Genomic DNA, 15725 nt, shown 5'->3' on the forward strand with positions numbered 1-15725 from the left:
AGCCCAGCCGGCCTTTTGCTGTCTGCTAGAATCGGCGCACTTGATAGCTTGAGGTCCACCATGAACGAGCCGATTCGCCTTACCCAGTACAGCCACGGTGCGGGTTGCGGCTGCAAGATCTCGCCCCAGGTGCTGGAAGTGATCCTTGCCGGCAGTGGCGCACAGAACCTCGACCCCAACCTGTGGGTAGGCAACGCCTCCCGTGACGATGCGGCGGTGTACGCCATCGACGACGAGCGCGGCGTGGTCTCCACCACCGATTTTTTCATGCCGATCGTCGACGACCCCTTTGACTTCGGCCGCATCGCCGCCACCAATGCCATCAGCGACATCTACGCCATGGGCGGCGACCCGTTGATGGCCATTGCCATTCTCGGTTGGCCGGTGAATGTGCTGGCACCGGAGATTGCCCGCGAAGTCATTCGTGGCGGCCGCGCGGTCTGCGACGCTGCCGGTATCCCGCTGGCCGGTGGGCACTCCATCGACGCCCCGGAGCCGATCTTCGGCCTGGCCGTGACCGGCATCGTGCACAAGCGCCATATGAAGCGCAACGACACCGCCACCGCCGGGTGCAAGCTGTACCTGACCAAACCTTTGGGCATCGGCATCCTCACGACCGCCGAAAAGAAAGGCAAGTTGCGCGAGGAGGATATCGGCCTGGCCCGCGACTGGATGTGCACCCTCAACAAACCCGGTAGCCGTTTCGGCAAATTGGCCGGGGTGACGGCGATGACCGATGTCACCGGTTTCGGCCTGCTTGGTCACCTGGTAGAGATGGCCGACGGCAGCGGCCTCACGGCCCGCATCGAGTATGCAAAAGTGCCCCGTCTGCCGGGCGTCGAGTACTACCTGGAGCAGGGTTGCGTACCGGGTGGGACCTTGCGCAACTTCGACAGCTACGCCAGCAAGCTCGGGCGTGTGCAGGAACTGCACAAGCGCGTGCTGTGCGATCCGCAAACCAGCGGCGGCCTGCTGATCGCCGTCACGCCCGAAGGCGACGCCGAGTTCCACGCGGTGGCCGCTGAACTGGGCCTTACCCTCGAGCCGATCGGCGAACTGCTTGAGCGACAGAGCAACGCGGTAGAGGTGGTTTGATGGCGACTGACATCACCGATTACCGCGACATTTTCCTCAACGACCGGCCGATGATGGATACTCGCGCGCCGGTCGAATTCATCAAAGGCGCGTTTCCCGGGGTGGTCAACCTGCCGTTGATGACCGACCAGGAGCGCCAACGTGTAGGCACCTGCTACAAGCAGCAAGGCCAGCAAGCTGCAATCGTGCTGGGCCATGAGTTGGTGTCGGGGCCGATCAAGGCCGAACGCATCGCGCAGTGGGCCCAGTTCGCCCAGGCCAATCCAGACGGCTACCTGTATTGCTTTCGCGGCGGGCTGCGTTCACAGATCGTGCAGCAATGGTTGAAAACCGAGGCGGGTATCGAATACCCCCGCGTCGGCGGCGGCTACAAGGCCATGCGCACCTTCCTGCTGGACACGCTCGAGCAGGCCACCGTCCAATGTGATTTCGTCTTACTCGGCGGCATGACCGGCACCGGCAAGACCGAAGTGCTCGGCCAACTCCGCAACGCCCTGGACCTGGAAGGCCACGCCAACCATCGCGGCTCCAGCTTCGGCAAGCGTGCCACGGCGCAACCGTCCACTATCGACTTCGAAAACCGCCTTGCGGTAGACCTGCTGAAAAAGCGCGCGGCAGGCATCGAGCAGTTCGTGGTCGAGGATGAGAGCCGCATGATCGGCAGTTGCGCGCTGCCGCTGCCGTTGCACAAAGGTATGCAGGCGTTTCCAATGGTGTGGCTGGAAGACAGCGTTGAAGGCCGCGTGGAACGCATCCTGCGCGATTACGTGGTCGACCTGTGCGCCGAGTTCATCGACGTATGGGGCGAGAATGGCCAGGCGATGTTTGCCGAACGGCTTACCCAGAGCCTGGCCAATATCCATAAGCGCCTGGGTGGCGAACGCTTCCAGCGGCTGCAGGCGATTTTGCAGGATGCCCTGGCGGAGCAGGCGCGCAGTGGCGCCGTGGATGAGCACCGGGTGTGGATTGAAGGGCTGTTGCGTGAGTATTACGACCCGATGTATGCGTTTCAGCGTGAGAGCAAAGGCGCACGAATCGAATTTGCCGGGGAGCAGGGCGCGGTGGTGGAGTATTTGCGCGAGCGGGCTGCTCGGGTGGGGTGAGTTTCGGATGCCATTGAGCTCACAACAGGTTGAGCCGGTTTCTTCAGTTAATGCCGGGAAACAGGAGTTTTGGCTCTCGAGCGCCGGATGATCCAGTCCAAACGCCGCAGGCCCAATGTGGGAGGGGGCTTGCCCCCGATTGCGGTGTAGCAGTCACCCATTTTTTAACTGACAGACCGCCATCGGGAGCAAGCCCCCTCCCACACTTAGGTCGCGGGGGTGCACTGAAGCCTTCACGCAAAAGCTAAAGAATCACCGCCCCGATCAACCCGCACACCACTCCCATCAGCATGGTCAGCCCGGCCACCGTCACCAGTACTCGCGCATCGAAATCCTTACGCAGCATCAGCAACGACGGCAGGCTCACGCTCGGCAGGGTCATCAGCAAGGCGACGGCCGGGCCGGTGCCCATGCCCAGGGTCATCATGGTTTGTACGATGGGAATCTCCGCCGCCGTAGGAATCACGAACAACGTGCCGACAATCGCCAGCGGTACCAGCCACACCAGGCTGTCGGCCATCGCCCCGTCCACATGGGGGAACAGCCAGACCCGCGCCGCGCCAAGGATCAGCACCGCGAGGATATACACCGGGATGGTGCTCCAGAACAGCTGCCACAAGGTCCGTAACCAGCGCGCCAGGAAAGCTTCGGACTCAACGGTGCTGACTTCGGCCACAGCCTGCAGCGCCGCTTCGGGCACTTGCTCCGGACGTGCAATGCGCTGCGCCACCAACGACACACCCACCACCAGCACAATCCCCGCCACCAGCCGCAGCGCGGTAAAGCCCCAGCCCAGCACAAACCCCATGAACACCAAGGTGGCCGGATTCAAGACCGGGTTGGCGATCCAGAACGCCAGCGCCGCACCGACCGATACTTTCTGGCGCCGCATACCCGCTGCGACAGGCGCCGCGCAGCAGCTGCACATCATGCCCGGCAAGGCGAACAGCCCGCCACGCAGGGTCGAGCCCAGGCCCGCGCGGCCAAACAGGCGCAACAGCCAGTCGCGAGGGATCAACACCTGCAGCAGCGAACCGAGGAATACCGCCAGTACGGCGGCCTTCCAGATCGCCAGGAAATACACCTGGGCATAGGCCAGCGCCGCCGCGAGGGGCGAGCCTTGCTGGTCATTGAGAATCGACGCGCCGATGCTGTGGTTATCGGCCGCTACAAAAGCCTTGAGGTAGTAGGGCGACCATTTCACATAGTAGAGGCCGATGCAGGCCACCAGCAGAAACAGCGCAGGTTTGCACCAGAACGACCAGCCCCGGTTGGGCTGGGCAGAAGCGAGGTTGGGCATGGAGATGATCCGCAGATGAGTCAATAGCGGCCATCATACGCGCCTGACGCTCAACCTTCAGGTATCTGCACTGACCTGGGTCGGATCCGGGCAGGTTTCCTCACCATTATTGAGCCCCTGCTTGTAGTTGCGGCTGAGCAGCGAGGCCTTGCCGTTGTGCCAGGTCAGTGTCAGCACGTACAGCGAGTCATAGTCGTTACCGGACCAGTCTTCAGTGATGGTGTGCTTCTCGCCGGCCGCTTCACTGGCGACTTTGTTGATCAACTCCGGCAGGTAACCGTGGGACCAGGCGGTGTAGATCGTCGCGTTGTGGTACTTGTCCTCGACCAGCTCATCGGCCAGGGCACTGGTGTCGTTCGCGGAAAACTTGATGTTGACCGGCAAACCCAGCTTGATTGCGCTGGGACTGATGGTCATCAGTGGGCGGATATAGCTGTAGGAGTTATCCAGCTCGCCTTCCTCGACATTGCGCGTGGGGTTGGCGGCGAATACGTAATCGGCTTTGCCGAATTTTTCCGGTAATACACTGGCCAGGTTCATGGCGCGGTTCAGGCCTTGGCAATTGAGTTGGCCCAGGCCGCCGGCAGGTTTTTCGCCGTGGCGCAGGAAGACCAGGGTTTGCACGCCGTCCACCGGTTGTGCGCGGCTTTCGCGGGCATCCAATGCCGTGACAATGCCAGCGGTGACCAGCAGCAGCGGTAACATCATGTATGAATGGCGTTTGAATTGTTGCACAAGGCGCAGAGGCTTGATCTTCATTATGGGTTCGAGTCTTCATGCGTCGGGTTAAGGCGGACAGGCCCGGCCCAATGGCGCAGTGTGCGTCCTGGGGGTGTTCCTTGTCGGTATAGCCAGGTGCCTCCATTCACCCTGCGAGCGCATTTAAGAGTGCGCTTGAGCGTTTTGGTTCGCCCGTGTGGGATTCTAGCCAGGCAATGTTGCTTAATGATGACCCATGCAGGGTGGCGAACAGATGACTATCATGGGGGCTTTCCGCCCAGGGATGTCTCCCGATGAATGCACTTGCCGCTTTCCCGATCAACAGTAAATGGCCCGCCCAGCACCCGGAGCGCTTGCAACTGTACTCGTTGCCTACGCCCAACGGTGTAAAAGTATCAATCATGCTTGAAGAGCTGGGCCTGCCCTACGAGGCACACAAGGTCAGTTTCGACACCCAGGACCAGTTGTCTCCCGAGTTCATGTCCCTGAACCCCAACAACAAGATCCCCGCGATCATCGACCCCAATGGCCCAAGCGGGCAGCCGCTGGCGTTGTTCGAGTCCGGCGCGATCCTGATTTACCTGGCGGAAAAAACCAGCCGGTTGCTCTCCGAAGATCCGGCCACCCGCTATGAAACCCTTCAGTGGTTGATGTTCCAGATGGCCGGGGTCGGCCCAATGTTCGGACAGGTGGGGTTCTTCAATAAATTCGCCGGCAAGGCTTATGAAGACAAGCGCCCGCGTGACCGCTATGTCGCCGAGTCCCGCCGCTTGCTCCAGGTGCTCGAGAAACGCCTGCTGGGTCGCACGTGGATCATGGGGGATGACTACAGCATCGCTGACATCGCCACCTTCCCCTGGATTCGCAACCTGATCGGCTTCTATGAATCGGGCGACCTGGTGGGTATCGCCGATTTCCCCAATGTACTGCGCGCGTTGGATGGCTTTATCGCACGCCCTGCGGTGATCCGTGGCCTGAACATTCCGAGCTGAAGCATGCCGACTTTCGATTTCAAGCAACTGGATGTATTCAGCAGCGTGCCCTTCAAAGGCAACCCGCTGGCCGTGGTGCTCGGGGCCGACAGCCTGACGGACCAGCAGATGGCCGACTTCGCCAAGTGGACCAACCTCAGCGAAACCACGTTCTTGCTGAAGCCCCGTGACCCACGCGCCGATTACCGAGTGAGAATTTTCACCACCTTGCACGAACTGCCGTTTGCCGGGCATCCGACGTTGGGCAGTTGCCAGGCATGGTTGCACGCAGGCGGTGTTCCGCGTGGGCAAGAGGTCATTCAGGAGTGCGAAATCGGTTTGGTCCGCATCCGACGTGAAGGCGACGAACTGGCGTTTATCGCGCCACCGCTGTTGCGTTCGGGCGTTGTCGAGGCGCCGCTGCTGGAGCGTGTGCGCCTGGGGTTGGGCCTGGCCCCTGACGCGATTGTGCGCAGCCAGTGGGTGGATAACGGCGCGGGTTGGCTGGCGGTGATGCTGGCTGATCGCCGGGCCGTGCTGGAGGTGAAGCCTGACTATGCGCAACTGCTCGGGTTGGCCGTTGGCGTCATTGCTCCCTGCAACGGTGAGGACGCACAGTTTGAGGTGCGTGCCTTTATCGCTGGCGACGGTGCCCAGGAAGACCCGGCCACCGGCAGCTTGAACGCCGGCCTGGCCCAATGGTTGCTCAGCGAGGGCCTGGCGCCGGAGCGCTATGTGGTCAGCCAGGGCACGGTCATGGGCCGCGTCGGGCGTATTCGTATCGAGCGCCAGGGTGATGAAGTTTGGGTCGGCGGCGCCGTTGCGGTATGCATCGAAGGCCGTCTACAGCTCTAGATCAATGCAATTGTTACGTGCCGCGCAATACACTGTTCGGCCCTCGGCATTTGTGCTGCGGGTGCTTGGGGCATAAGCTTTGGTCCCAAAGATTTCAGCCATTTTTTCAGGAAAGCCATGACCAGCCAGTTCCCCCAAGCCCGCCCCCGTCGCCTGCGCCGCTCCCCGGAGCTGCGTGGCTTGTTCCAGGAAAGCGAATTCACCCTCAACGACCTGGTGCTGCCGATTTTCGTCGAAGAAGAAATCGACGACTTCGTGCCGATCACCAGCATGCCGGGCGTATTGCGTATTCCTGAGAAAAAACTGGCCGGCGAGATCGAGCGTTATGCCCGTGCCGGCATCAAGTCGGTGATGACCTTTGGCGTGTCCCACCATCTGGACGCCAGCGGCAGCGACACGTGGAAAGAACGCGGCCTGGTCTCGCGCATGTCGTCGATCATCAAGGACGCCGTGCCGGAAATGATCGTGATGTCCGACACCTGCTTCTGCGAATATACCGACCACGGCCACTGTGGCGTGATGCATGGCGCCCACGTCGACAATGACGCGACCCTGGTCAACCTGGGCAAACAAGCCGTGGCCGCCGCCCGCGCCGGCGCCGACGTGATCGCGCCCTCGGCGGCGATGGACGGCCAGGTCCAGGCCATCCGCCGCGCCCTGGACGACGCCGGTTTCACCCACATCCCGATCATGGCCTACTCCACCAAATTCGCCTCGGCCCTCTACGGCCCGTTCCGCGAAGCCGGCGGCAGCGCCCTCAAGGGCGACCGCAAAAGCTACCAGATGAACCCGATGAACCGCCGCGAAGCCGTCCGCGAATCGCTGCTCGACGAGCAGGAAGGCGCCGACGCGCTGATGGTCAAACCGGCCGGCGCCTACCTCGACATCATCCGCGACATCCGCGAAGCCTCACGCCTGCCAGTGGCGGCGTATCAGGTGAGCGGTGAGTACGCAATGATCAAATTCGGCGCCCAGGCGGGGGCGATTGACGAAGACCGCGTGGTGCGCGAGACCTTGGGCTCGATCAAGCGGGCGGGGGCGGATTTGATTTTTACTTACTTTGCGATGGATTTGGCGTTGGCGGGGATTTAAGGGCGCCATTTATCCCTGTGGTGAGCGGGTCGGATTTGCTTGCCGCAGGGGTAGGAGGGCGACCTTGTATATTGATTTTGAACAGCGCTCAATTAAATTTTTCGTAATCTTCCGCACCTAATGACTTTAACCATTTCTTGAAGAAATCAATTTGATCCTGTGGGTTGTTTGTTAGGTTTTCTTCTTCATAGTCGAATAAATGGACAATGTTGTCCTTGGTTGCTTGTTGGCCTAAAGTCATTTCGTATGCCACAAGTCCAGCGCTCATCTGAGAGGCCATTCTTGATGGTTTTACATTTATTTTGGCCCCTTTACATAGAAAGGTGATGTGCGGAAAATCCGCTCTAATATTTGCGAAGCAGACGTACAGGTCTCTTCCTCTATAAATTTTCTTAAAGTTTTCGGCTTCTGAAAATGTCATGGTGAGTTTTGTTGGGTCATATTTGACGGTGACTTGTTTGTGTTCATTGTTGATTATTACTTTTATATTTTTTGTTTCCATTTTATTTTCTGTTAGGGTTTGGTATGGAATATTCAATGCGGCTAACCTCCCCTTGGAGCTAGATTAGGTGTTGGCAGAAATTCAAGAACGCCGTAATTCTGTGGTGAGCGAACTTGCTCGAGTGGGACTGGGCGGCAGCCACTTAACTGGCTACACGGATCTAATTGACTGAGCGGGCCATATTGATTAGTTTTATTCCTTGAGTAAGTAACTGTCGAGTTTTTCTATTATGGTCTGTGGCTCGGGGTTTGCTTGTTTCATGGTCGTCGAGCTAAATTTGCAGTGATTCGGCCCATTTTTTGCGGTAAGAAATCTGTTCGTTGATGTCATTTGTAAGTTCGTTTTCTTCATAGTCGAATATACGAACAAGTTTTGCATCGGAATCACCTATTTGGGTTTCATAAGCTACGATGCCGCTAGACATTTGTGATGCCATGGCTGAAGGATAGACATTTATTTTTGAACCTTTACATAGAAATTTAATATCACTAAATTCTTTTCTCAATGAGCCAAAGCATAGATAAATATCTGCTTCGCTATACGTTTTTTTCAGTCCGCTGGCAAAGGTTATTGAAAGTGTTGCTGTTCTTCCGTCGCATTCTATTGTGGCCGTTTCTCGAGTTGAGTTTTTGATTACGAATATCTCTAGTGCTTTCATTTTTTTAGCTTCTATTTGGGTTGATTACTGGGTAGACCGACGCTGGGGTTGGCGCCGTGCCAGAAAGCCGTGCCATTTCCAAAAGGTGAGCTGAATTCCACATATAAAATTTCTCGTTCGGAAAAAACATCGATAGTTAATATTTTCATTTCACTTCTTCGTTAATGGGACTCGTACAACAGTATTATCTACATTCGTCGTGTTGGTCTTTAGCTCAAACGTCCATGTTTCCTCATGGTAATGATGCTTGCTCGGCTTGCTGTTCATTTCATGAAGGCCGTAACGGACGCTTCTTTTTGCATCGCCGGAAAAAATTCGGGAAAAGGGGACAGATTTATTAGTTTTTAATGCGCTGATGGTCAAACCGGCCGGCGCCTACCTCGACATCATCCGCGACATCCGCGAAGCCTCACGCCTGCCGATGGCGGCGTATCAGGTGAGTGGTGAGTACGCGATGATCAAATTAGGCGCCCAGGTGAGTGCGATCGATGAGGCACGTGTCGTGCGCGAGACCTTGGGCTCGATCAAGCGGGCGGGGGCGGATTTGATTTTTACGTACTTTGCGATGGATTTGGCGTTGGCGGGGGTTTAGGTAGGCGCTCATTCTGTGGCGAGCGTGCTCGTCACAGATGCATTTGCTAAGTTTGCACCGATTCAGCCCAGCGCTGGCAGAAATCATGCTGCTCTTGTATATCATTGGTGAGATCGTTTTCTTCATAAGAAAATATATGCACAAGTTCCCCTTCTGGCTGCCCCATAGTCATTTCGTAGGCAACAAGACCGTTTGACATATGTGAAGACATACCTGACGTGTGGACGTTGATTTTGGCGCCTTTGCAAAGAAACAATGTGTCTTTCATATCAGCTCTTAATAAACCGAAGCAATCGTATAAGTCCATTGCTGTATAGGTTTTTTGGATCCCGTTGCTTAGAAATAGATAAAGGGTGGGTTTGCCGCCTTCATATTTGACCACTGCACTGTCACGTATCCCGTCTTTGATAATGGTGATTTCACGTGATTTCATGGGTATTTCCTATGCGGGTTCAAAATTGTATATCCCTTAAAGGTTCCGTCTTCATTAACGGGCGATGCTCCTAAAATATCCTTGGTATCTATTCGTCCGGGAATTGCGATTTCTAATTCGTTTTTATGTTTTGAGAGCTTTCCGAGCTCTTTGTTCACGTCTCTTCCAGGGATTTTCCTCAGTGTGTAAAGGAAACCCTCTTCGAATCCAAAGTTTGAAGCAAATGCCAACGCTTGTTTCCTTGAGGTTGAAGTGGGGACGAATTTGCTAGGAGGGCTGGCATTATTCAAGGCGTGCAGGAAAAGGTCTGTGCTGTCTCCTCGACTTTCAAATCCATTATTAAAGATTTCGTCTGGTCCTCTTAAGTCACCGCGATATAGATATTCTCGTTTTTTTTCTGAGCTGGGTAGCGGGGGAGCCCCCTCATCCACCTTTCCCTGCCCGTGAGATTTTTCCGTATTAAGCTGTGGTTTACATCCCCCCGCGCCTGGGCATGTACTTAAACCTAGCGGATCCACCCACCCAGTAGGATTGGGCACGTACTGGTATGCATTGATCCCACCGGCCAGCTTTACCGGATCAGCTGTCAGGTAACGACCAATATCCGGATTGTAGTAGCGATGGCGGTTGTAGTGCAGACCGCTTTCCGGGTCGAAGTATTGGCCTTGAAAACGTAGTGGGTTGTCGACTTTGCCTACGTCGAGGCGGCTGATTTCGCCGTAGGCGCGGTAGTGGGCGGACCAGACGATTTCGCCGTCGGGCGTGGTGAGTTCTTGCGGCGTGCCGAGGTGGTCGAGTTGGTAGTGATAGGGCTTGGTTTCTTGTGGGCCGAAGCCTTCCAGCAATGCCAATGGGCGGAAGCTGTCGGGTTCGTAGAGGTAGCTGCGATGACGATCCGCGTGATGCTCAGCGACTACTTTGTCGCCTTGCCAGAAAAATTCTTTGGTGATGCCATCCACGGTTTTGCTGATGCGCCGCCCAAACGGATCGTAGCGATAACTGGCGGTTTGGCCATTGGGCTTTGTGATGCCGATCAGCCGGTGCTGACAGTCGTAGCGGTACTCGGTAACGAGTGAATGACCCTTGCCACGTCGCTCGCGTATCAGGTTGCCGAAGACGTCATAGTCGTAATGGTGATCGCCTTGGATCATCAACCGATTACCCGCAACGATGTCCGGGCCCGGCCTGTCCTGCATCAGCAGGTTGCCGGCAGGGTTGTGGCCGAAGCGTTCCTGGACGTCTTGCGAGTGATCGGCGCGGGTCAGGCGGTGGAGTGGGTCGTAGCGGTAAAGGTGTTCGCCTTTGCGGGTGTCGTGCAGGCGGGTGAGGTTGCCGGTTTTGTCGTAGTCGTAGTGGCGTTGGTAGAGGTGGTTTTGCTGTTGGGTGACGGCGTGGGTATGTAGCCGGTTTTGCTCGTCGTAGTGGTAGTGGCTGAGCAGTTGGCCTTGTTGGCGTTGGTGTTCGCGGCCGCTCTTGAACAGATGCGAGGTGAGCACTTCTCCGTTGAGCTCGACGGTGGCGAGATGGCCGCCTTTGTCGTGGTTGAAAGTGAGGCGGTTGTTGTCCGGTAGGCGTAAATGCTGAAGTTGGCCGCAGGCGTCGTAGCCGTAGCGCAGCGTGCCCCAGCCCTGGTGTTCGGCGGTGAGGCGGTTTTGGCGGTCGTATTCGTAGGCCAGAAACCAGTGGCCGTCGTCGACGCTGAGGAGGTTGCCTTGGCGGTCGTAGGCATAATCGACAGCGCTGCCGTCGGGCAGGGTTTTTCTTACGAGGCGACCGGCATGGTCGCGATGGTATTGAGTGACGAGCTGACTGCCATCGTCGCCGTATTCGGTTTTCTTCAGCAGGTTGCCGTTGAGGTCGTAGGCGTAGGCGGTGCGTTGGCCGTCGAAGCCGGTTTCCTGTTGGATCAGGCCGTTGGGGTGGTAGTCGAGCTGGTAGGTTTCGCCGACTTCGTTTTCGATGGCGGTGAGCAGTAAGCGGGCGTTGTCGTAGCGGTAGTTGACCTGGGTGCCGTCGGCATTGATGCGGCGGCTGATCAGGTGCAGGCCATCGGCGTATTCATAGCGGGTGACGTGGCCGAGTTCATCGCGTTCGGCGATGATTTTTCCGTAGGGGTTGTAGCTGAATTCCCGGCTAGTTCCCCCGGGCTGGGTCAGTTTCAGCAGGCGTCCTACAGCGTCCCATTGATACTGGGTCAGCGCGCCCTGTTCATCCTCACGCGCAACCTGACGGCCCAGGTCGTCATAGCGATAGCGCTTGATCCCGCCATTCGGTAACTGCTCTTCAACGAGCTGCCCGCGTTCGTTCCACACCAAGCGATGGCAGCTGTTGTCGGGGTACCAAACCCCGGTCAGTTGCCCTTGCTTGTCGTAGCTGTAGTCGGTCGCATTGCCATCGGGGTCGATCTTGCGAATGACATCGCCTTGGTCATTACGCTCGTATTTCCAGACCGCCTCACCACGGCGCATAACCCGTACGAAGCCGTTGTCATGCTCGTAGGACGTCGGCTCATCATCCCCCGGAAACAACGCGTTCAAGCGTCCGGCGGCGTCGTACTGATACGCCGTCACCGCGCCCATCGGGTCTTGCTCGACCGTCAGGCGGCCCTTGTCATCGTAGGATTTGAAATGTTGGGCGCCGTCGGGATCGATGCGCTGTACTAATCTCGCTCGGTCGTCATGTACATAAACCTCTTGGCTGCCATCGGCGTTGTGCACAGTGACTCGACCGTCATCGCCCCAGGCATACCGCGTATCCATCTGCGAAAAACTGGCCCAATGCCTGACACAGCGCGCCGCCTTGCCAGCGCGTTCCCATTCCCAGAAGAAACTCGCCCCACCGGCCAGCTGCCGTTCAAGAATGACGTGCTGTTCGTCGTACCGATAACGCTCACATTCACCGACAGCGTTGGTCGCCGACACCAGTCGTCCAGCGTCGTCATAGGCGTAGGAAACGACGTTCTGCTCGGTCACCCAAACAAAGGGTTCACGCCCCATGGCGCGATGAACCTGGTAGTCCACCGCCACGATGCGATCCAGCTCATAGCGCAAGAGCAAAGAGCGGCCCACGCCGTTGTCCAGCCGCTCAATCCGTCCCAACCGATCCCGAACAACCAACAACCGGTTGTCATACGCATCGCTGATCGCCGTCAGCACGCCGTCGCAAAAGTGATAAAACCGAGAAGCCTGGGCCAGCACCAACTCGTCAGGAACCGAGCCCAAATAGATCGCCGCTTCGGCCAGGCTGTTGGTGATCGCCGGCCGAGCCACCGTCGGCAAGGGCAGGGTGGTCGAGCGATTTTCGTGGTCCGTCCACACCACCGAATCGCCCACAACCACAAGCCGCTGCGCCAGCGCATGACTCCAGCCAAACCCCAACCCACAATCCACTTCCACCGCACTGGTGCGATACAAGCGCGTCCACTCGAACGGCAAGACCCCATCCAGCGCGCCATCGGTAAGGGTCAGCAATTCCTCGCCAGTGACCATCGACACCGGGCAACCGTTCGTAACGGTTTTATCCGCCGGAGCCGCCGCATCGCCCTTCGGATTCGACGCAACAGCAGGCACATCATCCACATGCTCCTGCCGCACCAACGCCGTACGCTGCGTCTTGCTGCGCACCGCCGGCACCGCGTTCGAAACAAGCGTGTCACCCGCCTTCAACGGCGCCACCGGCACCGCCTTGATCGGTATTGGGGCACTGCCCAGCAGCACCGGCTTAAGCGCTTCGGTGTGCTCCCCCAAGCGAGCTGTGCCGAACTGCGCGGCTATCTGCTCCAGCCACCTGCGCACCCGACGTGACTTGATGCCGGCCAGTACTTTGGTGCTGATGCGCACCACAAAACCCATGCCGGCCGACGCCAGCCCCAATAACAGGGTGATGACGACCTCGGCGCCAATCGCCCCGAGCATTTCGTTCATATACGGCGGTGGCAGCATGCGCATCCAGCTGACCAGGGCCGCCAGGTGAACGAACAGCAACGGCTCATCGCTGAGCACCAGCAAACCCTTGGCGAGGGTCTCGGCACTTAACGCGAGTAGTTTTTCAAGCTCGTCCTGGGAAAGGTAATGCAGTAGCTTTTCAGCGTTGGCCAGCGGGTCGGACAACCACTGGAGTAACTGCGTGATGTTGTCCCAAACCGAGTAAAGAACTTCGCCAAAGCCTTGGGCATAAGCGCGGTGCAGCGAGAGGTAGCGCTGGAGAAAATTCGCTTCGGAATAGTTCTTCCACAGCGGTTCGAAGGTGGTGTCCCATTCACTGCGCAGCCAGCCTTCCAGTGGCGTGATGACCGACTGATAAGAGGCGTACAGTGCCTTGAAATGCGCCGGGGAAACGTCGGGGTAGAAACTGACCCGGTACCGCTGGTTGCGGTCGCACTCGGTGACTTCGAGGATGCCGCTTGGGCCGATGGTTTTATGAATGGGCTCGCCCAGCGGGCCGCCGCCTGGATCGATGCGCTGCAACATCACCGGCGTGTTGCCGATCGGCACGAAGCGCGAGCTCTGGAACATATGCACCAGTGTCAACGTGCCGTTGGCCTGGCATGTAGCGACGGTGCTGCTGGGGAAGATCGAACGGTTGATCGGGGCGACCAGAGCCACCTCATTCCCAACCTTGAACACCTGCTCCACATCCAGTGCCGACGCGCTGAAAAAGCCCTGCGCCCAGCTCTCGTAGTGGTTGAGGCAGCTGCGGAAATCGCTGAGCACGGACTCGACGTCTCGCGTCTTTGAATCCATTGCGGCCAGCACCAGAAAGCCTATGGCTCGGCCGGTTGCTTCGATCATGAATGAGCCCCATCGATCAGGGCTCTCACTGGAAAAACCATCTGCACTCCCTCGCACTGTTTGATCAGGCGAGGGACTTTGCAGAGGTTTTCAGGGCAGGGGAGTAGAGCTTATCCGGCGGTTACGTGGGAAGTTTCAGCCAGTGCCGTACCAGGTTCGGCATAGCAGCGAACCCCGGTTAGACTTGCCTGTCGATATCCCCATTGCCCGGCCCGCCGTCCACCAAGGAAGCCTCATGTATTCAAGCCGCCTGATCCTCTGCCTCGCTACCTTGCTGCTGCTGGCCGGTTGCTCCACCTCGCGGGGGCCGCAACAACCCGAGCGTAGCGAGGCCGAGGTGAAGGCGCAGATCGTGCGCCTGCTCCCCGCCAAGGTCGCGGACCGCGACGGTTGGGCCCAGGACATCTACACAGCGTTCGACACCCAGAAGATCTACCCCAGCACCGAAAATATCTGCGCCGTGCTGGCGGTGACCGAGCAGGAGTCCACCTTTCAGGTCGACCCACCGGTGCCAGGCATGGGCAAGATCGCCCAGGATGAAATCCTGCGGCGTGCCGGGAAAGTTCATGTACCGGAGTTTGTCGTACGCAGCGCCTTGCAAGTGCGCTCGCCCACCGGCAAAACCTACGCCGAGCGTTTGAACGCCGCACGTACGGAGAAGGACCTGAGCGCGATCTTCGACGACTTCATCAGCATGGTGCCCCTGGGCAACACCCTGTTTGGCGGCTTCAACCCGGTGCACACCGCCGGCCCGATGCAGGTCAGCATCGACTTCGCGCAAAAGCAGGCACGGGGTTATCCCTACACGGTGGACGGCACGATTCGCCGCGAAGTATTCACGCGTCGTGGCGGCATGTACTTCGGCATCGCCCATTTACTCGGCTACCCGGTGAGCTATGACCAGCCGCTGTACCGCTTCGCCGATTTCAATGCGGGTTGGTACGCCAGCCGCAATGCCGCGTTCCAGGCTGCGGTCAGCCGTGTCTCAGGCACCGAATTGACGCTGGATGGGGATTTGATTCGCTATGGTTCGCTGCTGCCCGGTACCACCGAACTGGCGGTGCGTTCACTGGGAGCGAAATTGGATATGCGCAATCCCAGCATCCGTAGCCAGCTGGAGCAGGGTGATCAGTTGGATTTTGAGGACACCACGCTCTACAAGCGCGTATTCGTCCTGGCCGATAAAGCCGCAGGCAAGCCGCTGCCGCGAGCCATCCTGCCGGGCATCGTGCTCAAAAGCCCGAAGATCACCCGCAACCTGACCACGGCCTGGTTCGCCAAGCGCGTGGATGAGCGGTATCAGCGCTGTATGAAACGTTGATCAGGTGCGGCGCGTCGGGCTGAAGCGTTGCCATCGCAGCATAGGTATCTACACAACTTTGTAGCAGCTACGGTAACCACGATGCGAAGCGAGTCGCTCTTGCTTGTGATCTTGCTTGTGATCTTGCTTGTGATCTTGCTTGTGATCTTGCTTGTGATCTTGCTTGTGATCTTGCTTGTGATCTTGCTTGTGATCTTGCTTGTGATCTTGCTTTTGATCTAGGCGCCCCGTTAAACCACGCTGGCCGGAATTCGACAGTGATTTGGGGGGTAAACCGGCAGGGATGCCGGTTT

At 58.0% G+C, this 15725-nt stretch carries 12 protein-coding genes and 1 pseudogene; 7 read left to right on the forward strand and 6 right to left on the reverse strand.

Annotation, left to right across the window (positions count from 1 at the left end):
- Positions 1–60 precede the first annotated feature (60 nt).
- Together selD and mnmH are read left to right on the forward strand one after the other, a co-directional pair.
- Positions 61–1095, forward strand: coding sequence for a selenide, water dikinase SelD (selD, locus tag C4J84_RS09705; protein ID WP_124370272.1), 1035 nt, complete (start codon positions 61–63; stop codon positions 1093–1095).
- Positions 1095–2198 (forward strand): tRNA 2-selenouridine(34) synthase MnmH, encoded by a 1104-nt coding sequence (gene mnmH, locus C4J84_RS09710; RefSeq protein WP_124370273.1) that lies wholly within the window; start codon positions 1095–1097, stop codon positions 2196–2198. The genes selD and mnmH overlap by 1 nt, the downstream gene beginning before the upstream one ends.
- 244 nt (positions 2199–2442) lie before the next feature.
- Here mnmH and C4J84_RS09715 read toward each other — a convergent pair whose 3' ends face one another.
- Both C4J84_RS09715 and C4J84_RS09720 read right to left on the reverse strand, forming a co-directional pair.
- Positions 2443–3498, reverse strand: coding sequence for a permease (locus C4J84_RS09715; RefSeq protein WP_124370274.1), 1056 nt, complete (start codon positions 3496–3498; stop codon positions 2443–2445).
- A gap of 57 nt (positions 3499–3555) precedes the next feature.
- The gene (locus C4J84_RS09720) at positions 3556–4257 is read right to left on the reverse strand and encodes a histidine phosphatase family protein (protein WP_124370275.1); all 702 of its coding nucleotides are present in this window, start codon (positions 4255–4257) and stop codon (positions 3556–3558) included.
- Between the two features lie 254 nt (positions 4258–4511).
- On the opposite strand from C4J84_RS09720, the gene C4J84_RS09725 reads away from it, so the two are divergent.
- The 3 genes from C4J84_RS09725 to hemB all read left to right on the forward strand — a co-directional run bounded on the left by C4J84_RS09725 (position 4512) and on the right by hemB (position 7136).
- On the forward strand, positions 4512–5210 hold the full coding sequence (locus C4J84_RS09725; protein WP_124370276.1) for a glutathione S-transferase N-terminal domain-containing protein: 699 nt from the start codon (positions 4512–4514) through the stop codon (positions 5208–5210).
- A 3-nt stretch (positions 5211–5213) separates the two neighbouring features.
- Positions 5214–6044, forward strand: coding sequence for a PhzF family phenazine biosynthesis protein (locus C4J84_RS09730; RefSeq protein ID WP_124370277.1), 831 nt, complete (start codon positions 5214–5216; stop codon positions 6042–6044).
- 117 nt (positions 6045–6161) lie between these two features.
- Entirely contained in the window at positions 6162–7136 is a 975-nt protein-coding gene (gene hemB, locus C4J84_RS09735) for a porphobilinogen synthase (protein WP_016977356.1), read from the forward strand.
- Positions 7137–7224: 88 nt separating this feature from the next.
- On the opposite strand, the gene C4J84_RS09740 is transcribed toward hemB, so the two are convergent.
- Together C4J84_RS09740 and C4J84_RS09745 are read right to left on the reverse strand one after the other, a co-directional pair.
- Positions 7225–7674 carry a hypothetical protein gene (locus C4J84_RS09740; RefSeq protein WP_305955296.1) on the reverse strand — a complete coding sequence of 150 codons (450 nt, stop codon included), beginning with the start codon at positions 7672–7674 and terminating at the stop codon, positions 7225–7227.
- A 235-nt stretch (positions 7675–7909) separates the two neighbouring features.
- Positions 7910–8296: a hypothetical protein gene (locus C4J84_RS09745; protein WP_124370278.1), complete on the reverse strand. Its 387-nt coding sequence runs from the start codon at positions 8294–8296 to the stop codon at positions 7910–7912.
- A 346-nt stretch (positions 8297–8642) separates the two neighbouring features.
- Here C4J84_RS09745 and C4J84_RS09750 point away from each other — a divergent pair.
- A pseudogene (locus tag C4J84_RS09750) lies at positions 8643–8888 on the forward strand (porphobilinogen synthase); the annotation flags it as partial.
- Between the two features lie 46 nt (positions 8889–8934).
- On the opposite strand, the gene C4J84_RS09755 reads toward C4J84_RS09750, so the two are convergent.
- Together C4J84_RS09755 and C4J84_RS09760 are read right to left on the reverse strand one after the other, a co-directional pair.
- Positions 8935–9321, reverse strand: coding sequence for a hypothetical protein (locus tag C4J84_RS09755; RefSeq protein ID WP_124370279.1), 387 nt, complete (start codon positions 9319–9321; stop codon positions 8935–8937).
- Positions 9318–14111 (reverse strand): RHS repeat-associated core domain-containing protein, encoded by a 4794-nt coding sequence (locus tag C4J84_RS09760; protein WP_124435231.1) that lies wholly within the window; start codon positions 14109–14111, stop codon positions 9318–9320. The genes C4J84_RS09755 and C4J84_RS09760 overlap by 4 nt, the downstream gene beginning before the upstream one ends.
- A 235-nt stretch (positions 14112–14346) precedes the next feature.
- Here C4J84_RS09760 and C4J84_RS09765 point away from each other — a divergent pair, with 235 nt between their 5' ends.
- A complete protein-coding gene (locus C4J84_RS09765) occupies positions 14347–15432 on the forward strand; it encodes a DUF1615 domain-containing protein (RefSeq protein ID WP_124370281.1) in 1086 nt (361 codons plus the stop codon).
- Positions 15433–15725 lie beyond the last annotated feature (293 nt).

It is taken from the genome of Pseudomonas sp. R11-23-07, assembly GCF_003852295.1.
Classification (GTDB): domain Bacteria; phylum Pseudomonadota; class Gammaproteobacteria; order Pseudomonadales; family Pseudomonadaceae; genus Aquipseudomonas.